General features: G+C 67.5%; 18 protein-coding genes and 1 pseudogene. 8 read left to right on the top strand and 11 right to left on the bottom strand.

The features are described 5' to 3' along the window. Positions 1–12: 12 nt before the first annotated feature. From ACZ54P_RS19960 to ACZ54P_RS19975, 4 genes are all read right to left on the bottom strand, one after another. A complete protein-coding gene (locus ACZ54P_RS19960; RefSeq protein ID WP_465463039.1) occupies positions 13–1,383 on the bottom strand; it encodes a VWA domain-containing protein in 1,371 nt (456 codons plus the stop codon). Next, the gene (locus tag ACZ54P_RS19965) at positions 1,380–2,762 is read right to left on the bottom strand and encodes a hypothetical protein (protein ID WP_465463040.1); all 1,383 of its coding nucleotides are present in this window, start codon (positions 2,760–2,762) and stop codon (positions 1,380–1,382) included. The genes ACZ54P_RS19960 and ACZ54P_RS19965 overlap by 4 nt, the downstream gene beginning before the upstream one ends. Continuing rightward, the gene (locus ACZ54P_RS19970) at positions 2,762–3,262 is read right to left on the bottom strand and encodes a hypothetical protein (protein WP_465463041.1); all 501 of its coding nucleotides are present in this window, start codon (positions 3,260–3,262) and stop codon (positions 2,762–2,764) included. Before ACZ54P_RS19970 ends, ACZ54P_RS19965 begins: the two co-directional genes overlap by 1 nt. A 73-nt stretch (positions 3,263–3,335) precedes the next feature. After that, the gene (locus ACZ54P_RS19975; protein ID WP_465463042.1) at positions 3,336–3,995 is read right to left on the bottom strand and encodes a haloacid dehalogenase type II; all 660 of its coding nucleotides are present in this window, start codon (positions 3,993–3,995) and stop codon (positions 3,336–3,338) included. Positions 3,996–4,061: 66 nt separating this feature from the next. Here ACZ54P_RS19975 and ACZ54P_RS19980 point away from each other — a divergent pair, with 66 nt between their 5' ends. Further along, positions 4,062–4,670, top strand: coding sequence for a CGNR zinc finger domain-containing protein (locus tag ACZ54P_RS19980; RefSeq protein WP_465463043.1), 609 nt, complete (start codon positions 4,062–4,064; stop codon positions 4,668–4,670). A gap of 1,125 nt (positions 4,671–5,795) precedes the next feature. On the opposite strand, the gene ACZ54P_RS19985 is transcribed toward ACZ54P_RS19980, so the two are convergent. Genes ACZ54P_RS19985 through ACZ54P_RS19995 form a run of 3 tightly spaced genes read right to left on the bottom strand, consistent with a single transcriptional unit; the run spans position 5,796 to position 9,371 of the window. Beyond that, positions 5,796–7,973 (bottom strand): xanthine dehydrogenase family protein molybdopterin-binding subunit, encoded by a 2,178-nt coding sequence (locus tag ACZ54P_RS19985; RefSeq protein ID WP_465463044.1) that lies wholly within the window; start codon positions 7,971–7,973, stop codon positions 5,796–5,798. After that, the gene (locus tag ACZ54P_RS19990; protein ID WP_465463045.1) at positions 7,973–8,932 is read right to left on the bottom strand and encodes an FAD binding domain-containing protein; all 960 of its coding nucleotides are present in this window, start codon (positions 8,930–8,932) and stop codon (positions 7,973–7,975) included. The genes ACZ54P_RS19985 and ACZ54P_RS19990 overlap by 1 nt, the downstream gene beginning before the upstream one ends. Beyond that, the gene (locus ACZ54P_RS19995) at positions 8,919–9,371 is read right to left on the bottom strand and encodes a (2Fe-2S)-binding protein (RefSeq protein ID WP_465463046.1); all 453 of its coding nucleotides are present in this window, start codon (positions 9,369–9,371) and stop codon (positions 8,919–8,921) included. The genes ACZ54P_RS19990 and ACZ54P_RS19995 overlap by 14 nt, the downstream gene beginning before the upstream one ends. Before the next feature lie 220 nt (positions 9,372–9,591). Between ACZ54P_RS19995 and ACZ54P_RS20000 the strand changes: the two genes are divergently transcribed. Then, the gene (locus ACZ54P_RS20000; protein WP_465463146.1) at positions 9,592–10,167 is read left to right on the top strand and encodes a TetR/AcrR family transcriptional regulator; all 576 of its coding nucleotides are present in this window, start codon (positions 9,592–9,594) and stop codon (positions 10,165–10,167) included. A 16-nt stretch (positions 10,168–10,183) separates the two neighbouring features. On the opposite strand, the gene arsB is transcribed toward ACZ54P_RS20000, so the two are convergent. Beyond that, positions 10,184–11,251: an ACR3 family arsenite efflux transporter gene (arsB, locus tag ACZ54P_RS20005; RefSeq protein ID WP_465463047.1), complete on the bottom strand. Its 1,068-nt coding sequence runs from the start codon at positions 11,249–11,251 to the stop codon at positions 10,184–10,186. Between the two features lie 33 nt (positions 11,252–11,284). Then, positions 11,285–11,690, bottom strand: a pseudogene (locus tag ACZ54P_RS20010) (arsenate reductase ArsC). 131 nt (positions 11,691–11,821) lie between these two features. Between ACZ54P_RS20010 and ACZ54P_RS20015 the strand changes: the two are divergent. Beyond that, a complete protein-coding gene (locus ACZ54P_RS20015) occupies positions 11,822–12,232 on the top strand; it encodes an ArsR/SmtB family transcription factor (RefSeq protein WP_465463048.1) in 411 nt (136 codons plus the stop codon). A 412-nt stretch (positions 12,233–12,644) separates the two neighbouring features. On the opposite strand, the gene ACZ54P_RS20020 is transcribed toward ACZ54P_RS20015, so the two are convergent. Continuing rightward, positions 12,645–12,962, bottom strand: a complete 318-nt coding sequence (locus ACZ54P_RS20020) for a hypothetical protein (protein ID WP_465463049.1) — start codon at positions 12,960–12,962, stop codon at positions 12,645–12,647. 7 nt (positions 12,963–12,969) lie between these two features. Here ACZ54P_RS20020 and ACZ54P_RS20025 point away from each other — a divergent pair, with 7 nt between their 5' ends. From ACZ54P_RS20025 to ACZ54P_RS20040, 4 genes are all read left to right on the top strand, one after another. Continuing rightward, complete coding sequence (locus ACZ54P_RS20025) at positions 12,970–14,106, top strand: glycoside hydrolase family 5 protein (RefSeq protein WP_465463147.1); 1,137 nt, start codon at positions 12,970–12,972, stop codon at positions 14,104–14,106. 19 nt (positions 14,107–14,125) lie between these two features. Beyond that, positions 14,126–15,166 carry a rhamnogalacturonan acetylesterase gene (locus tag ACZ54P_RS20030; protein WP_465463050.1) on the top strand — a complete coding sequence of 347 codons (1,041 nt, stop codon included), beginning with the start codon at positions 14,126–14,128 and terminating at the stop codon, positions 15,164–15,166. Positions 15,167–15,199: 33 nt separating this feature from the next. Continuing rightward, positions 15,200–15,616 (top strand): DoxX family protein, encoded by a 417-nt coding sequence (locus ACZ54P_RS20035; RefSeq protein ID WP_465463051.1) that lies wholly within the window; start codon positions 15,200–15,202, stop codon positions 15,614–15,616. A 74-nt stretch (positions 15,617–15,690) separates the two neighbouring features. Beyond that, the gene (locus ACZ54P_RS20040; protein WP_465463052.1) at positions 15,691–16,575 is read left to right on the top strand and encodes an alpha/beta hydrolase family protein; all 885 of its coding nucleotides are present in this window, start codon (positions 15,691–15,693) and stop codon (positions 16,573–16,575) included. 85 nt (positions 16,576–16,660) lie between these two features. On the opposite strand, the gene ACZ54P_RS20045 is transcribed toward ACZ54P_RS20040, so the two are convergent. Then, positions 16,661–17,389, bottom strand: coding sequence for a S1 family peptidase (locus tag ACZ54P_RS20045; protein WP_465463053.1), 729 nt, complete (start codon positions 17,387–17,389; stop codon positions 16,661–16,663). A 280-nt stretch (positions 17,390–17,669) separates the two neighbouring features. On the opposite strand from ACZ54P_RS20045, the gene ACZ54P_RS20050 reads away from it, so the two are divergent. Continuing rightward, on the top strand, positions 17,670–18,365 hold the full coding sequence (locus tag ACZ54P_RS20050; RefSeq protein WP_465463054.1) for a nitroreductase family protein: 696 nt from the start codon (positions 17,670–17,672) through the stop codon (positions 18,363–18,365). Positions 18,366–18,515: the final 150 nt, after the last annotated feature.

Consider the following 18,515-nt stretch of genomic DNA (forward strand, 5'->3'; position numbering starts at 1 on the left):
AAGTTCAGGAAGTCAGGAGGTGAGGAAGGTCTTGAGTTCGTGGACGAGCTTGGTGATGTGGCCGGAGATCACCGGCGTGCCGAGGTCCTTGAAGCGCTCACGGAACCACGGGTTGACGCTGCCGCGGCCGGCGCTGGTGACCGAGCCGACCGGGATGAACTTCGCCCCGGAGCGGTGGATCGCCGCCATGCTCTCGAACAGCTGCTCGACGCGGGTCTCGTAGAAGTCGGAGATCCACACCACCACGGTGTTGGCGGGCTCGGCGATCTTCGGCTGGGTCAGCGCCATCGCGACCATGCCGTCGTTGCCGCCGCCGAGATTGGTGCGCAATAGGGTTTCGAACGGGTCGTGCACCCACGGGGTGAGGTCGAGTGCCTGGGTGTCGTAGGCGATCAGGTGAACGTCCACTTTGGGCAGTCCGGCGAAGATCGAGGCCAGTACCGCGCAGTTGACCATCGAGTCGACCATGGAGCCGGACTGGTCGACGACCGCGATGAGCCGCTGAGGCGTCGTCTTCTTCGCGGTCTGCTTGTAGTAAAGGCGATCTACGTAAAGCCGTTCCTCTTCCGGGCTCCAGTTGGTGAGGTTCTTCCAGATCGTCCGGTCGAGGTCGAGGTTGCGGAACACGCGCTTCGGCGGGACCGAACGGTTCACCTTGCCTGTCGAGGCCTTCTCGACCTGGGTGCGCAGGACTTCCGCGATCTCGTCGACGTAGCGGCGGATCAGCGACTTGGCGTTGGCCAGCGCAACTCCGGACAGATTGTCCTTGTCCCGCAACAACTGTTCGATGAGCGACATACTCGGGCTGAGCTTCGCCGCGAGCGCGGGATCGGCGAGCACCTCACGTAGATGCATCCGCTTGACGAGGTCGGCCTCGATGGCGCCGAGCTCCGGCCCGATCGCCGGGAGCAGCGTGCTCAGATCGGGTGTCCCGCCCCCGCCGGTGCCACCGAGCCCGGTTGGCGCTCCCCCAGGACGACCGCCCCGCAGCTCGCCCGGACGGCACCCCAGCGCACGCTCGAACCAGCCCGCGTCGGCCTGCCAGGACGACAGCTGCCCGGCCGTCACCGTGCTGGGCGCCTGAGCGAAGACGTTGAGCAGCACCTTCGACACCAGCGCCGCACGCCGCACTTCCGCGACCTTGTCCCGGCGGTCCTCGGCTTCGGGCACCATCAGCCCGTCGAATTCGGCGGCCAGCTCCGGATGACGCTGAACGATCGAGTCGACGGCGACGTTCGGGTCCAGCACCGCGGCCGGGAGGCCGATGTCCTCGACCACGGCCACGCTCGCCGCTTCGAGCGAGGCCTGTTCGTCGGTGTCGAAAAGCCGGGCGAGCAGACGCCAGTACAAGACCTGGCGGCGGTTGTCTTCGGGTTCGGTCATTTCCGCAGCAGCCTTCCGGCGCGTTCGCGCAGTACGGCCGCGGCGTCGATGGCCGCTTTCTCGGCTTTCAGCCCGGCCTTGTCCGTGGTGCCCCCGGCCCACGCTCCGGCGTGCACGGCGGTGGTCTTCTTGCGCACGGTGGTTTCGACGGCGAGCGGCTGGAGCCGGAAACCACCGTCGTCCCACCGGATCAGGCCGAGACACGCGCTGGAGTTCGCGACCGCCTTCGGGATGAGCGGGCCGGCGGCGGGGATGCGATCGGTGTCGACGGCGAGGCGATTCCCGGCGAAAGTGAACGTGAGCGCGTCTTCGTCACCCTCGATGCCATAACCCTCCAGGAAGACGGGAACAGCGATACACGCCGGATGCCGGTCCAGCGGCACGACCACCGGCGTGGTGGCGGTGGCCAGGGCGACTCGCGCGGTGGCGAAGGCGTCCGCGGGCTCACCGATGCGAGCCTGCTCGTCCCGCCAGAGAAGGTCGCCCTCCGCGGTGACCGGCATGTCGACGAGGTCCATCGAGCGGCCCTCGCTGACCGCCGCGAGCAGCGACAGCCGCGGGCGCAGCAGCTGCCAGATACCGGCGCCGATGATCGTGTCCGGCTTCGGCGCGGTCACACTCGCGCGCACGAGCCGCGGCGCGCCGCCGTCCTCCGGTTCGAACACCGCGTGGACCTGGGCCTGCGCCGCCGTCGCGTGTTCGAGCAGGTCGACGCCGAGCGGCAGAAGGCGGCCCGTGACCGTGCCGATCGCGGGCGTCGCCGCCACCCCGGGCACCGTCAGCAGCATCCCGCGCGACCAGAGGTCACCCCAGCGCCGAACCGGGACCCGCTCCAGCGCCGCGCCGGGGCAGGACGCGGCGAGTTCCGCCGCGAAGCCGTCGAGCAGGACCGCCAGCCGGCGCAGGCCGGGTTCCGCGAGCAGCGCGGAAATCACCGGCGCGGCGGCCGAAACGAGGTCGTGATCGATGCCCTGCCAGCCGGCACGGGCCAGATCGGAAAGCCACGATCGGGCAGCGGCCAGCAGATTCGGCGACTCGGTCGACGCGGCATCCGGTGCGGGTTCCTCGCCGGGCGGCCGCCCGGTCGCCTCGGCCAGCCGGTGCACGAGTGCGTCGTGCACCGAGCCGAACACCGCGATCCTCGCCGCGGCGAGGGAAACGAAGTGCTCCTCCCCCGCCGCACCGGCCGCTGTCTTCTCGGCGGCCTCGGCGACGCGCACGGCCAGCGGCGCCCCCGCGACGGCGTCGGCCAGGCCGGTCAATCCGGCGGTCTTCTGTGGCCGGAGCAAACCGCCCACGAGCACGTGATCGAAGGCGTCGACCGCCGCCAAAGCCTCGTCGAGCCCGGCGATCGGGTCACTGAGCAGATCGATCCTCATCACACCACCGCCCTGGTCTGCGGGAACCACTGCAGCTCCGGCACGGGCGTCGTCGACGGCTCGAATTCGAGGTACGCCAGATGCCGCAGGAACTGGCTGAACACGGACGCGGCGGCACTGTCGCCCTGCGACGGTCCGGTGGCGCTCATGGCCTGCGAGATGGCCTGGGCCGTCAGCTCTTCGGCCGCGACCTCCACCCGCAGATACCGTGCGACCCGCTCGGCGCCGTACTGAAGAGCGGATTCGTTGAGCAAGGCGAGGATGTGGTTGCAGAACATGCCCCTCGCCCCGCCGCAGGGCCGATTGTTGTTGGTACTACAGGCGAATTCGTACGTGCCCGCCGCGACCGACGAGACGTACACGCGCCCGATGTCCGAACCGCTGGACACCACGCCCTGTACTCGCCCGTCGGCCAGTTCGACGAACGGGACCTTGGCGAGCTTGCGCGGACGGGCGGGTGGCAACACCCTGGCCGTGCTCGCTCTTTCCCAGTCTGACAACGCATCTTCTCCTTGCGGGGGTGCCTCGGTGGGGACTGGGAAGAACCTAGCGGGAGGCACCGACAGTTCTGTCTCACCACCTGCCGAACCGGTCGGCGAGGCCGGCGAGATCATCGAAATGGAGATCGAAGCGGTCCGAAGGCGATGGAGGGTCCCCGACGGGCCTGGCGACGTAGGCGGTCCGCAGACCGGCGGCCCGCGCTCCCCTCAGGTCCCACGCGTGGGCGGCGACCATCAGCAAGCGCTCCGGGGGCGCACCGCTCACCTTGACGGCGAGTTCGTAGACGGCCCGGTCCGGCTTGTAGGTCCGAGCGTCCTCGGCGGAGAGCGCCTGGTGCCAGCGGAGGCCCGCGTGGGCGTTGATACGGAGCAGGGAGGCCCGGCTGGCGTTGGAGAGTCCGATCAGCGGAAACCGCTCGGCGAGCCTGGCGAGCCCGGACACGGTGTCGGGCCAGGCCGGGAGCCGTCGTCCGGCCATCGCGAACTCGCCGGGATCACGGTCACAGGCAGCGGCGACGAGCTGAGCGGCTTCACGGTCGAGAACGTCGCTGGCCACGTACGGCCTGCCACCTTCGACGATGCGCTGTTGCTCGCTCTCGACATGGTCCTGCCAGAGCTTGAGCAACCCGTCGACGTCGGCGTCCGGTACGACGTCACGGATACCGGCGCGGATCCCGGCCGGCTCGTCGACGAGCGTGCCGAGCACGTCGAACACCAAAGCGTCGATCTCCACGGACACGACCTTCCGGTAAGGGTTAAAGTACCTGTTTACCGTGAACGTACGAGAGGTCGGTAAGGGATGCAAGTAGCGTTGGACGATTACGTCTGGGCGGCGGGCCTCGCTACAGAACTGGCCAACACCGCCGCGGAGGTCTGGCACGGCGAAGACCACCTACCGGACCTGACGTCTTTAGTCGCCTTCATCGAGCTTCACGGATCTGATCCACTGACCGAGCTCGCCCGCCGCGCCCGGGGCGCCGACCTGCGAGCGGTACACGGGCTGCGCACGACGGTACGAGAGCTGATCGACCATCCCTCGCCTGACCGTCTTGTCGCCGGCGCCTCCGCACTTACGGCTCCCGTCGGCGCCATCACCCTGCTCGCCGACCACTCGCCACCCCGGTGGACCGCCTCACTCCGGCCGGGCGCGACCGTCGCCGACGCGCTCTCGCTGGCCTGCGGCGTGGGCATCCTCGGCGTCGTACGGACTCTTGGCGCCGAACGGTTTCGTGCCTGCGGCGCACCCACTTGCCGAGGAGCGTTCATCGACACCACCCGACCGGGGCGGCGTCGCTACTGCATGCCGGGCTTGTGCGGGAACCGCGTCAACGTCGCCAACCACCGAGCCCGGCAGGCCGCGGCGCGAGGGGGACTCGTGAGTGACAAAGAGGGTTCTCTTGAGAGGTAACGCAAGGAGGCGTGCCCGCGAATACCGGTCGGCGCCACTGCCACAGCGCGACAAGGCGAACGTGTCGCGATGGAGCCGGCGCGCACGAGAGTCTCAACCGGCCCTTGACTGTCCATAAGGGACACTGCTCGCGACGAAGGTGCCCGGGTTGGTCGATTGGTACGGTTTCGCGAGGGGGTCGTGAATGATTTGGCTCGTTCTAACCCTCGTTATCACTCACGACCCGCCGCGGAACCGTACATAAAGACGTCAACCGGACACTCAATCGTCGGATAATGTCCATTGTGGACATTGAAGCCCTATCGGCGTCCAAAATCAGGCTGGCAATATCCCGACTTTGCCGGGACCCTTGACTCTCGTGGCGGGAAAGGAGGCCTTCGCGGACTTCCTGACCTGAGGCGTTCGATGACGAGTGGGCCGGGGTGGTCGTGAGTGGCGATGCGGGTTCTATTGAAGGGTAAGGCAAACGTGGCGTGGTCGGGAGGGCCTGCGAGACGTTAGGCATCAGGCTTCGGCACTGGGCAGTGGCGTCCCGAAGGTGTCGCGAAAGCCACTTTCGGGACATCACATGTCCCGAAAGTGGCTTTCGCGACACCTTTTTGAGGGCCGGGGAGGGTCGGTCACCCCTGGCGGTGTGAGCAGATAATCGGGAGGCGGGCATGTCCCCAATGCGGCATTGGAGACGGTCAGCGTCCCCCATGCCACATTGGGGACATCAGGCCGCGGCGCGAACCGACGTCACTCGCAACATGACCTTTGCCTTACCCCTCAACAACCGAACCGTCTCTTAGGTACCTACTCGTACCTACCGCCTTGCTGGCGTGCAGTACATGATGGCCCCCTTCCTTGCGCCTAGCGCAAGGAAGGGGGCCATCATGTACTGGGGAAGGTGTGAAGGTCGAGTTTCTCGGCTGACCCCAGGGAAAGGGGGCCCTCACGCGCCGCCGCTGTGGCTGGTGGTGTCACTGAGGCTGCCGGTGACGGCTCGGCCCGGCCACTATCGGACCCACCCACCGCAGGTACCTAAAATACTCTCGGCTCTAACCCGAATCGCTACTCACGACCCTCCGCGCAGGGGAGCGTCCGTTGTGGACAGTCAAGGGACCACCACTCCCCTCGCCGGCCCTACCCCTGATCGAGTAGATCCTCGACCAGGATGGGAATGTGCCGTACCCGGATCCCCGTGGCGTTGTGGACGGCGTTCGCGACCGCCGCCGCCATCCCGACGATGCCGATCTCGCCGAGTCCTTTCGCGCCGACCGGGTTGTGCAGGGTGTCCGGATACTCGACGAAGTGGACGTCGACCTCAGGAATGTCCGCGTTCACCGGGATCAGGTAGCTCGCGAAGTCACCGTTGGCGAAGCGCCCGTCGGCCTCGAGCTCCAGTCCCTCGTGCAGAGCGGCCGACACTCCCCAGATCATGCCCCCCATGAGCTGGCTCCGAGCCGCTTTCGGGTTGATGATCCGGCCGGCGTCGAACACGCCGAGCATCCGGGACACCCGGATCTCGCGCGTCCACTTGTGCACGCGGACCTCACAGAACTGGGCACCGAAGGAGCTGAACGAATGCTTCGTCAGTTCTTCGCCGGAAGCCGATGAACCGGTCGCGGAGATCGACGGGCGGTTCATCCTCCGCAACAGCTCACCGAAGGTCATCGTCCGGTCTCCGGCCAGCACCCGGCCGTCCGCATAGGACACTTCCATGCCGTCGAACGGCGCGCCCGGGGCCGACGCCAGTCCCAGCAGATCGTCGATCGCCTTGGCGGCGGCGATCATGATGGCGGATCCCGCGCTCGCGGTGGCGGTCGAACCGCCGGACAGGCCGCCGGACGGCAGCGTCGAGTCACCGAGCTTCGGCACGATCCGGTCCGGGGAGATGTCCAGCGATTCCCCGCCCACCAGGGAAAGCACGGTCAGCAGGCCGGTACCCGGATCCGCACCGCTGGTCGCGACGACGGCCGTGTCGTCGGGCCGCAGGGTGATCTCGACCGTGGCCGGGAACCGCAGGGCGGGGAACATCGCGGTGGCCGTGCCGAGGCCCACCAGCCAGTCGCCGTCGACCCGCCCCTGTGGAGCGCGATCCGCCCAGCCGAACCGGGCCGCGCCGACGCGGAAGCATTCGTCGAGGTGTTTGCTCGACCATTGCAGATCGTTGCCGGGTGGCGCGGTCGAGTTGTTCCGCTGACGCAACTCGACCGGGTCCATGCCCAGCGCGATCGCGAGCTCGTCGATCGCGCTCTCCAGCGCGAAGGAGCCGGGTGCCTCGCCCGGCGCCCGCATGAAGGTGGTCGGCGGGATGTTCAGCGGCACCATCTTCTGGCTGATGGCCAGGTTCCGGGTGGCGTACCACTCCCGCGAGGTGCCGTGTGACGTCGGCTCGACGAACGACCGGTCCATCGCGGTGCTGGCCCACGAGTCGTGACGCAGCGCGTTGAGCGTGCCGTCGTGCTCCGCGCCGAGGGCGATCTTCTGCACGGTCGCGGCCCGGCCAGCCGTCGCGGTGAAGACCTGTTCCCGGCTGAGCACGGCCTTGACCGGCCGATCGAGGACTCTGGCCGCCGCCGCGGCCAGGAAGGCCGGCGCGGAGGTACGGGCCTTGCCGCCGAACGCACCCCCCACGAACGGGTTGACCGCGTGCACCTCGGACGGCTCGGTGCCCAGCGCGCCTGCCAGTTCCGCCGCCTGGAGGTGGGAGCCCTGATTGCCGCTGTAGACCGTCAAGCCGCCGGGGCCCCATACCGCGACCGCGGAATGCGGTTCCATCGCGGCGTGATGCTGGGGCGCGGTGGAATAGGTGGCTTCCACGACCACCGGGCTCGCGGCCAGCGCGTCCTCGATGGACTCCACGCCGGGGGTGAGGATTTCGAGCGACGGCGGCTCGCCGTTCCGTGCGGCAGGGGCGTCTTCGGCCGAGGCCAGTCCGTCCTGAAGCGACGTCAGCGCGGGCCGAGGCAGGTAGGAGACGTCGACGAGCATCGCCGCGTCGCGGGCCTGTTCGTAGGTCTCGGCCACCACGAAGCCGATCGGCTGTCCCCGGTAGACGACTTCCTTGTCCTGCAACGGAACCCAAGTCTCGCCGAAGAAGGGCGTGACCGGGACGCGCAACTCCAGCGGATCGAAAGGCGTGTAAACGCCGATCACGCCCGGAGCTCCCTTCGCCAGCCTGACGTCCATCGCCTCGATCTCACCGTGGGCGATCGAACTGGTCACGACGAACCCGTGGAGCAGCCCCGGGAAGGTGTGGTCCGCCCCGTACTTGGCCTGACCGGTGACCTTCAGCGGCCCGTCCACCCTGCTGGTCATCAGTGGCTCACCTCGGTCAGCTCGAGCAGTGCGCGGACGATGGTCCTTCGCAGCAACGACATCTTGAATCCGTTCCCGGACAACGGCCGCGCCCCCTCGGCGGCCAGGGCAGCGGCCTCCTCGAAAGCGGCTGCCGTCACGGGTGCGCCGCGCAAGGCGGCTTCGACCTCGGGCAGCCGCCACGGCACGGTCGCCACGCCACCGGCCGCGACCCTCGCGTCGACGACGCGCGAGTCCCGCACGTCCAGCGCGACCGCGGCGGAGCACAGCGCGAACTCGTAGGATTGCCTGTCCCGCACCTTGACGTACGTGGAGTTCGACGCCCACGCCAACGGGGGAACCACGACTTCGGCGATCAGTTCGCCGGGGCGCAGCTCGTTCTCCACCTCGGGGGTGTCCCCTGGCAAGCGGTAGAACGAGGCCAGCTCGACGGTGCGGGTCCCGGTGGCGCTGACCAGCCGAAGCTCCGCGTCGAGGGCGACCAGGGCGACGGCCACGTCGCTGGCATGGGTCGCCACGCACGAATCGCTCGTGCCCAGCACGGCGTGCATGCGGTTGGCGCCCGAGATCGCCGGGCAGCCGCTGCCGGGCTCCCGGCGGTTGCACGGCATGGTGACGTCACGGAAGTACGAGCAGCGGGTGCGCTGCAGCAGGTTCCCGCCGATGCTGGCCATGTTCCGGATCTGCTGGGAAGCGCTGAGCAGCAGCGCCCGGGAGATCGCCGGGTACACGCCGGGGTGCCCGGCGATGTCGCCCATCCGCTCCAGCGCGCCGATCCGCAACCCGTCGGAGATGTCGATGCCGCGCAACGGCACCTCGTTGATGTCCAGGACCTGGCTCGGCGCCAGGACGTTGAGTTTCATCAGATCGACGAGGGTGGTCCCGCCGGCCAAGAACGTGCCCGGCGAGGTGACCGCGGCTTCGACGGTCTTGGGTGCGGTCAGTTCAAAGGGACGCATCGGCCCGCCTCGCCTGTTCGATCGCGGCGACGATGTTCGGATAGGCCGCGCATCGGCAGAGGTTGCCGGACATGAATTCCCGGACGTCCTGAACGTCCTGTTCGACGGCGGCGACCGCCGACATGATCTGCCCGGACGTGCAGAACCCGCACTGCAGGGCGTCCTGATCGACGAACGCCTGCTGGACCGGATGCAGTTCGTCCCCTGTGGACAGTGCTTCGACCGTGGTCACCGGTTGTTTCACGGTGGCGGCCAAAGTGAGACAGGAGAGCACCGGCCGTCCGGCGACGTGCACCGTGCAGGCGCCGCACTGCCCCCGGTCGCAGCCTTTCTTCGGACCGGTGACCGCGAGCCGCTCCCGCAGCGCGTCCAGCAGCGTCACACCCGGATCGACACTCAGGTGTTCCGTGTGGCCGTTGACTTCGAGTGAGATGTCCACTGAATCCCTTCCGCGGATCGTCACAGCCGGGTGGCCGGACGGCGTAGGTTGTGGTGGTGGGTAGTCCGTTCACGGACTGAACCGGATAATCATCCGCTTCATTTTTCACGCTAGCGGATTGCCATCCCCCGCGCAACGCCCGTATTTCCTGGAGTCGCTCCAGGTCCAGCGATTCCTCGGCTACATTCACGGGGAACTGGATCGGCGGACGGGAGAGGTCATGACGACGGGTTCGGTCAGCCCGCGACGGGCGGACACCCGGCGCAACCACGAACGCATCCTCACCGCGGCGGCGAAATCACTGGGCCGCTCGGGCGAGGTCTCGTTCAACGCCATCGCGAAGCAGGCCGAGGTCGGCGTCGGTACCGTTTACCGGCACTTCCCGACTCCGGAAGCCCTCATCCTGGCCGTCTACCGCCGGGAGGTCCGCCAACTGGTCGACATCGTGCCGAGCCTGCTCGAGAAGCACGCCCCGGAGCAGGCCTTCCGGAAGTGGACGATCGACCACCTGGCGCATTACATGATGACCAAGCGCGGCCTGGCCGACGCGTTGCGGACCGCGACGGCGCATCACGGCGAACTACCCGCGAACGCCTACGAAGCCATGATCGGCGCGGTTTCCACGTTGCTGAAGGCCAATGTCGACGCCGGCACCGTCCGCGCGGACCTCCGACCCGAGACGGTCCTTCGCGGCCTGGGCGGGCTACTGTACCTCGATCCGGAGGGCGATTGGCAGCGCGACGTCGCGGACCTTCTCGACCTGCTGTGGCGAGGGATGGGCACCAGCCGGGCCTGACCGCGCACTGTTCCTGTCATCCCACGGTCCAGCGTTTTCGCAGCCAGAGGCTGACGTAGACCAGGGCCACCAGCACCGGCACCTCGATCAGCGGGCCGACGACGCCGGCGAGCGCCTGCCCGGAGGTCACCCCGAAGACGCCGATGGCGACGGCGATCGCGAGTTCGAAGTTGTTGCCCGCGGCGGTGAAAGCCAGCGTGGTGGTGCGCTCGTACGACAGGCCGAAGGCCTTGCCCAGCAGATAGCCGCCGATCCACATGACCGCGAAGTACACCAAGAGCGGCAACGCGATCCGGGCGACGTCGAGCGGCCGCGAGGTGATGTTGTCGCCTTGCAGCGCGAACAGGATGACGATCGTGAACAGCAGGCCGTAGAGCGCGATGGGGCCGATCTTGGGCAGGAACTTCCCCTCGTACCAGTCGCGGCCCTTGCTCCGCTCCCCCACGCGGCGGGACAGATATCCGGCGGCGAGCGGGATACCAAGGAAGATGATGACACTGAGCGCGATTTCCCACGGCGAAAAGTCGAGGGTCGTCGTGTCCAAGCCCAGCCAGCCGGGAAGCAGGTCGAGGTAGAACCAGCCGAGCACGCCGAACATGATCACCTGGAAGACCGAGTTCAGCGCGACCAGCACCGCCGCGGCCTCGCGGTCACCGCACGCGAGGTCGTTCCAGATGATCACCATCGCGATGCAGCGGGCGAGCCCGACGATGATCAGTCCGGTCCGGTACTCGGGCAGGTCCGGCAACAGCAGCCAGGCGAGGGCGAACATCAGCGCCGGCCCCAGGATCCAGTTGAGTACCAGGGAAAGCACCATCGTGCGCTTGTCCTTGGTGACGGTGTCGAGCTTGTCGTAGCGGACCTTCGCCAGCACCGGGTACATCATCAGCAGCAGCCCGAGGGCGATCGGCAGCGACACCTGCCCGATCTTGACCGCGTCCAGCACCCCCTGCAGACCGGGGATCACGCTGCCGAGCAGCAGACCGGCCACCATCGCGACGATGATCCAGACGGGGAGGAAGCGGTCCAGAAAGGACAGTTTGCGCAGGACGTCGGCTTCGGCCGGATCCGCGGTTCGGGTCACGGTGCTGATCTCCTGAGGTCGGCGGCGGGAAGGTCAGGCGTCGAGGATTTCGGCGACCAGGCCGCGGACGCGCCGGTCGATCTCGTCCCTGATCGGCCGCACGGCCGCCACTCCCTGACCGGCCGGATCCTCCAGCGGCCAGTCGAGGTACCGCTTGCCGGGGAACACCGGACAGGTGTCACCGCAGCCCATGGTGATCACCACGTCGGACGCTTCGACGTCCTTCAGTGGACAGCTTGGTCGGCACCTCGTCGGTGATGTCCAACCCCCACTCCGCGAGCGCGGCCGCCGCGGCCGGGTTCACCTGCTCGGCGGGCTCCGAACCGGCGGACCGGACGGCGATACGGCCGAGCGAGTAGTGCCGCAGCAACGCGGCGGCCAGCTGCGACCGGCCCGCGTTGTGCACGCAGACGAACAGCACCTCAGGCGTGCGGGTCATGCCCGGTCTCCTTGATCGCAGGGGGCGGAACTGAATCGAAGTATGCCGATCCAATTGAAGAGTCTGGATCGAATTTTGTCAATTCAGCAGGTATGCTGGGATCGGTGGCCACCAGGAGCGAGGGAGGGACCATGGCGAGCGCGAACAGCCGCACCCGGAAACCGATCGCGGTGACCCTCCTGATGGCCGAACCCGCCGCCGTCGTCGATGCCGGCGACGCCGAGGCGGCGGCGAAGCTGTTCAAAGCGCTCTCGGATCCGGTGCGGATCCGTTTGCTGTCGCTCGTGCGGTACTCCCCCGGCGGCGAGGCGTGCTTCTGCGACCTGGCCGAAGATTTCGACATGCCCCAACCCTCGCTCAGCCATCATCTTCGGGTACTGGTCTCCGCCGGCGTCCTCGAACGGGAACGACGCGGCACCTGGAGCTGGTACCGCGTCGTCCCCGAACCGCTCGAAACCCTGGGATCCCTCCTTCGCCCGGGTGGCCCGCTCGCCGATCGACCGGCCCGCCTCTCCGATGCGGAACGCGACGCGAGGTGCTGAGCGCCTTTCAACGACGGTCACCGTCAGCGCGCCGGAGAGGTCGAACCCGCGGGAATCGGTCTGACGCTCGCCACGCGGGACGAAGTACAAGGCGGCGAGGGCGACGAACCCCGCGAGTGGGACATTGACGTAGAAGACGGCGGGCCACGACGCGTCGATGCCGAAATCCACCCTGAGCACTCAGGGACTCCGGCGTGACCTGGCAACGCCCCGCGGGCCGCGATCCTCATCGTCTCCCCACATTGAGCGTTTGTCGTTTTCGCGGCACCGATTCCGGCCGCCAATGCTCCATGGGCGCACAAAATCTTGACCCCGGATGTGGTCGGTGCCATAGTTGTCGAATCGCTTCGATACACCACCCCCTGCCGCCCGTCCGCGCAAAGTCGCTCGGAAGGAACTCATCCATGCGCGCTTACGTATGTGCTCTGACCTGCGGAATCGCCACGATTCCGGTCGTCACCCCGGCGTCGGCAGGGACATCATCACCGGCCACCGCCCGGACTGGGGCGAACGGCCGCGTCCGCGCTCTGCGGTAATCCACTCGAACAATCCAGGCGCCAGAGAGATCCCGCGCCGACAAAAACCCGGCAATCACGCGCACCCGCCGAAGCGCGTCGATCTCCTGCGCCGAAAAAGTGAGAGACAAGCCGAACAGGGAGAGCACGAGACCTATGGGTTCGAAAGCACGGAAGCTCAGGGTAATTGTTTGCGCCGCCGTCATGGCGGCCACCGGCACCATGTCCGGCTTGGCGAATCCCGCGTCGGCGGAGACGGCGGCACAGCTGAACGCCGCACAGATCGTCGCCGACATGGGCGCGGGCTGGAATTTGGGCAATCAGCTGGAAGCCAACTCGAATGGCACTCCCAGCGAAACCGCATGGGGTCAACCGACCGTGACGCAAGCACTCATCGACAAGGTCAAAGCGGCCGGGTTCAAGACGATTCGCATCCCGATGTCCTATTTGAACAACATCGGACCAGGGCCGGACTACACGATCAATTCCGGCTGGCTGGCCCGAATCCAACAGGTCGTGGACTACGCTTACCACCGAGGCCTCTACGTGCTGATCAACATGCATGGCGACGGCTACAAGACCATCACCGGTTCGTGGCTGATCTGCGACTCCTCTTCACAGGCCACGATCAAGGCCAAGTACCAGAAGGTCTGGCAGCAGATCGCGACCAGGTTTCGAAGCTATGACCAGCACCTGATCCTGGAATCCATGAACGAGGAGTTCGACGGGCAGTTCGGCCGTCCGACCCAACCGTGCTATTCGAACATCAATGCCTACAACCAGATCTTCGTCGACACCGTGCGCAAGGCAGGCGGGAACAACACTTCGAGGTGGCTGCTCGTTCCCGGCTGGAACACGAACATCGATTACACCGCCGGGAACTACGGCTTCGTGCTCCCGACCGACCAGTACCGGTCCCCCGCCATCCCCGGCGGCGAACAGCGGATCATGATCTCCGTCCACTACTACAGCCCGTGGGACTTCGCCGGCGAGGAGAACAGCACCATCACGCAGTGGGGACGGGCGGCGACCGACCCGGCGAGGAAGTCCACCTGGGGGCAGGAGGACTACCTGGATTCCCAGCTGAAGCTGATGTACGACAAATTCGTCGTGAAAGGCTACCCGGTGGTGGTCGGCGAATACGGGTCGATCGACAAGTCGTCGTTCGATTCGGCCAACAACAGGTATCGCGCGGACTTCGCCCGCGCCATCGTGTCCACTTCCAAGAAATACGGAGCAGTATCCGTTTACTGGGACAACGGCGCGACCGGACGGTACGGCTTCGGGCTGTTCGACCGGCGCTCCCAAGCCGTGACTCAGCGGGGAATCATCGACGCCATCATGAGGGGCCTCTCATAACCGCGGGAAAGGACAATCCTTGTCTCTCAAACGTCTCGCGATCCTCACCGCCGCTACCGCCGCGGCAGCCTTGGTCCCGATCCCGGCCATGGCGGCGACCACAGCGTTACCACCGCAGTGCTCCGGTACCGCGCCGATCAACTGCAGTTTTCCCGTGGCACCGGGAAACTACGACGTCTCGGTGGAGATCGGCAGCCCCGCCAAGGCGGCCAGCACCTCGATGTCGGTCGAGGCACGCAGGGAGGTCCTCAACGCCGTCTCCACCACCGCCGGCCAGCTGGTCCGCACCACCGCGACGGTCAATGTCCGTAATCCCGAGGGCCAGCCGACCGGCCAGGGCGGCAGCGGCACGCCGGGTCTGCAGATCACGTTCAGCGGTAGCGCGCCCGCGATCGGCTCGCTGACCGTGACGCCGGCCAAAGCACCGCTGGTGACCTACCTCGCGGGCGACTCGACCGTCTGCGACCAGCCGACCGCGCCCTACGCCGGCTGGGGCCAGCATTTGCCTGCCCGGGTGCGCGGCGGCGCGGTGGTCGCGAACTACGGCGACTCCGGTGAGGGTTCCGGCAGTTTCCTGTCCAACCGCGCGCTCTTCCCGACGATGAAACCCCTGATCAAGAGCAAGGACCTGGTACTCATCCAGTTCGGGCACAACGACAAGACGACCACCGCGACGGCCTTCCGCGACAACCTCACCAAGGTGGTCACCGGGGTTCGCGAACGCGGCGGAGTTCCGGTGCTGGTGACGCCACCGGTGCGGAGGCAGTTCGACGGCACCAAGCTCACGCCCACCGCCTTACACGTCAACGGCGTGGGTGTGGACCTGCCGTCGGTGATCCGGGCACTCGGCCGGAGCGCGAACGTGCCGGTGATCGACCTGACCGCCAAGAGCAAGGCGTTGGTCGAGTCACTGGGCTCGACAGCGTCCCAGCGGATCTACCTCACCAGGGAAACCGGCGACAATACCCACTTCTCCGCGCAAGGCGGGGCGGAGATGGCGAACCTCGTCGTGCAGGGTGTTCGCGAACTGAACCTGGCCCTGGCCGGTCTCCTGCGCTGACAACGCCGTTCCGATGTCCACAATGGAGGTAACGTGCACCGGCTCGACGCGGCCAAAGAACACATCATCGGGCTCCATCGCATCGTCGTGGGATTCCTGTTCGCCTGCCATGGCGTGAAGACCCTGTTCGGCTTGTTAGGCGCCAAGGCCCCGATGCCGGTCGGCACCTGGCCCGGATGGTGGGCGGCGGTGATCCAGCTGGTCTGCGGCGTGCTGGTCTGTCTGGGCATCTTCGCCCGGCCCGCCGCCCTTCTCGGGGCGGGTTCGATGGCCTACGCCTATTTCGTCGTACACCAGCCGTCGGCGCTCTGGCCGATTCAGAACGGCGGCGAGGCGGCCGCGTTGTTCTGCTGGGCGCTGCTCGTCATCGCGGCCATCGGTCCCGGCCGGTTCGCCCTCGTCCGCGGCACCGCGCGGCGCCGGGATGCCGGGGTGCCTTCGTCGGTCTGACCGAAGGCTCGGCACACGGATCACCTTGGCCGCGGCACCACCTTGACCCTCTCCCCACACCCAAGGAGTCGTTCATGACCATGCAGCGCCGGACCTTCCTCAGCGCGACCGCGGCCGGAGCGGCGGGCGTCGGCCTGACCCTGCTCGGCGCGGGACACGCTCTGGCCACAGTCGGGCCGCTGGGCACGGCGCCCACCACGCCGTTCGCGGTCGGCGTGCGGCGGTACGACTGGACCCGCGGCAGCCGACCGTGCACCACTTACGTCTACTATCCCGCCACCGGTACCGCCGGCGGCAACCCGGTGACCAACGCCCCCGTCGCCACCGGTGTCTTCCCCCTCTACAACTTCACCCACGGTTACGGCAGCAGCCCGCAGAACTCCCTGTTCATCATCCGGGCGCTGGCCTCGGCTGGCTTCATCGTCCCCGCCCCGCATTTCAACCACAATTTCGGCGACGTCGGCAACGGCAACTCTTCCAAGGACGTCTCGCAGATCCTCACCAACACCCTCGGGCTCAACACGAGCGGGCCGCTGGCCGGGCACATCAACACCACCATCGGCGTCGGCGTCTCGGGGCACTCTTTGGGCGGCATGATCACCCACGGCCTGCTGACCTCCTGGCCCGACCGCCGGATCATCTCCGCCACCCCGCAGTCCTGTGTCGACATGGGCAATCCGGCCGGTTCGGTTTCCGCCAAGGTCCTGTTCGTCCACGGCGACCGGGACTCGACCACGGCGTACGACTCGGCCCGCCAGGCCTACAACGAGATGGCCTCGCCCAAGGCTTTCCTCACCTTCGTCGGCGGCAGCCACACCAGCTTCTGGGGCGACCAGCGCTTCCCCAGGACCGTCGTCGACTGGGCCCGCTGGACGATGTACGGCGACACCGCCGCACGGGACCGCCTCCCAGCCGACGCCGCCGGCTCCAACACCAGGTGGGAAGCGAAGCTGGGCTAGCCGACCAACGCCATCCGACCGGGAGGGGGATGGGGAGCGGAGCCCTCCCCTGTGCTCGTGGAGAGGGCTCCGGCTCCACCACGGATCAGACGCCGGCCACCTGCTGGATCCACGGCCGGTACCGGGTGATGTTCGTGTACGCGGTGGTGGTCTGCCGGTCGCTGGTCGAAGCGACGCCGACCTGACGGCCGGATGCGAACATCGGGCCACCCGAGTCCCCACCGGCGGTGATGCCGTCCCCGCGGCTGGCGCACACCGCGACTCCGCCGTTGTAGTCACGGCAAGCGACCGACGTGACCCGGACGTTGGCGACCTTCAGGTACCGCGACTGGCAGTTGATCTCCGAACCGCACTGGCTGGTCGCGCCCCAGCCGTAGACCTGCACGGTCTGCCCGGTCGCGACGTCGCTGGTGGTGCCCAGCGGCGAGTAGGTGGCGTTGACCGACGTGGTCAGCCGCACGATCGCGAGGTCCGCGCTCGGATGCCGGGTCACCGTGGAGCCGGTGGCCATGGTGCCGCCGCTCTGCTGGTCGAGGCTGCCGATCCGGAACGTGAACGTGCCACTGCTCGCCACACAGTGCTTGGCGGTCAGGATGTACTGCGGAGCGATGATGGTCGACGTGCAGGTCTGACGGCCGTTGGCGAAGAGCCTGGCGGCCCACGGCCCGCTCTGGGCGTACTGGCCGCCGATGATCATCGGCTGGACACCGGCGGGGTCCGTGGCCGGTTCCGCGGCGGACGCCACGGGAGCGGTCACGCCGAGCAGCGCCATGAAGGCGGTGCCGGCGATCAGGGCGAAGGAGCGCAGTCGCATGGTTCCGACTCATTTCTGCGGCCCGGGTTCGGCCGCGCGATGGGGACGGGTGTGCTGATTCTGGGACGCGGCAAGAGAAATCGGACACCGACGAAAGTCGTGCAGTAGGTACCTATCTCTTCGCCGCGGTGACCGTTAGGGGTTTCCTCTAGGTAGCGGAACAGGTCGGCGACTACTCCACCCGACGTCCGTCCACTGGGGACAGATGGCGGCATAACCCCAGGGACATAACCTCGCCTCGGGACTTCCCGAAAGCCCCGCCCGCCACCACAATCGGATCATGACCGCAGCACACTGGACCCCGACCTACGGCGACCCCTTCGAACCGGTGCCCTACCGGCCCACTCGTCCGTCCGCGGCGGAATCGCTGGCCACGGCCGCCGATCTGCGCCGCCGCATGGACACCCGGCGCACCGTGCGGATGTTCTCCACCGACCCGGTACCCGAGCAGGTGCTGGTGGACGCCATCGCGGTGGCGGCCACCGCGCCCAGCGGCGCGCACCAGCAGCCGTGGACCTTCGTGCTCATCAAAGACGCCGAGACCAAACAGCGCATCCGCGAGGCCGCCGAAGAGGAGGAGCGGATCTCCTACGAGGGCAGGCTCGGCGAAGAGTGGCTGTCCGCGCTGCGCCCGCTCGGCACCGACTCCGTCAAGACCCACCTCACCGACGCCCCGTATCTCATCGTGGTCTTCCAGCAGCGTTACTTCCTCGACGAGGACGGCACCAAACACAAGCATTACTACGTCGACGAATCGGTGGGCATCGCGGTCGGCATGCTCATCACGGCGCTGCACCTGTCCGGCCTGGCCGCGTTGACGCATACGCCGTCGCCGATGCGCTTCCTCGGCGAACTGCTCGAGCGGCCGCAGAACGAGAAGGCGTTCGCCGTCATCCCGGTCGGCTATCCGGCGGACGACTGCGTGGTGCCGAACCTCGTGCGCAAGTCCATCGACCAGGTGCTGATCCGCCGCTGACCACCCGCGCGACCCGGGTGTACGAACACCCGGGTTGCGCGAAACATCCGGTTTTACACAGCCAAACTGCGCATTAGTGCAGTTTACTGCACACTTTGACGCATCTCTTGACATATCTGGCGGCGATTGGACACAGTCGGGGCATCGAAG

This window comes from Amycolatopsis sp. NPDC034160 (assembly GCF_055575355.1).

Bases quoted from the DNA above. Each gene is read 5' to 3' on its own strand.
- ACZ54P_RS19960 (WP_465463039.1), bottom strand. From the start codon at position 1,383: ATGACCGAACCCGAAGACAACCGCCGCCAGGTCTTGTACTGGCGTCTG.
- ACZ54P_RS19965 (WP_465463040.1), bottom strand. From the start codon at position 2,762: ATGAGGATCGATCTGCTCAGTGACCCGATCGCCGGGCTCGACGAGGCT.
- ACZ54P_RS19980 (WP_465463043.1), top strand. From the start codon at position 4,062: ATGCAAGTAGCGTTGGACGATTACGTCTGGGCGGCGGGCCTCGCTACA.
- ACZ54P_RS19985 (WP_465463044.1), bottom strand. From the start codon at position 7,973: ATGACCAGCAGGGTGGACGGGCCGCTGAAGGTCACCGGTCAGGCCAAG.
- ACZ54P_RS19990 (WP_465463045.1), bottom strand. From the start codon at position 8,932: ATGCGTCCCTTTGAACTGACCGCACCCAAGACCGTCGAAGCCGCGGTC.
- ACZ54P_RS20000 (WP_465463146.1), top strand. From the start codon at position 9,592: ATGACGACGGGTTCGGTCAGCCCGCGACGGGCGGACACCCGGCGCAAC.
- ACZ54P_RS20015 (WP_465463048.1), top strand. From the start codon at position 11,822: ATGGCGAGCGCGAACAGCCGCACCCGGAAACCGATCGCGGTGACCCTC.
- ACZ54P_RS20025 (WP_465463147.1), top strand. From the start codon at position 12,970: ATGTCCGGCTTGGCGAATCCCGCGTCGGCGGAGACGGCGGCACAGCTG.
- ACZ54P_RS20040 (WP_465463052.1), top strand. From the start codon at position 15,691: ATGACCATGCAGCGCCGGACCTTCCTCAGCGCGACCGCGGCCGGAGCG.
- ACZ54P_RS20045 (WP_465463053.1), bottom strand. From the start codon at position 17,389: ATGCGACTGCGCTCCTTCGCCCTGATCGCCGGCACCGCCTTCATGGCG.
- ACZ54P_RS20050 (WP_465463054.1), top strand. From the start codon at position 17,670: ATGACCGCAGCACACTGGACCCCGACCTACGGCGACCCCTTCGAACCG.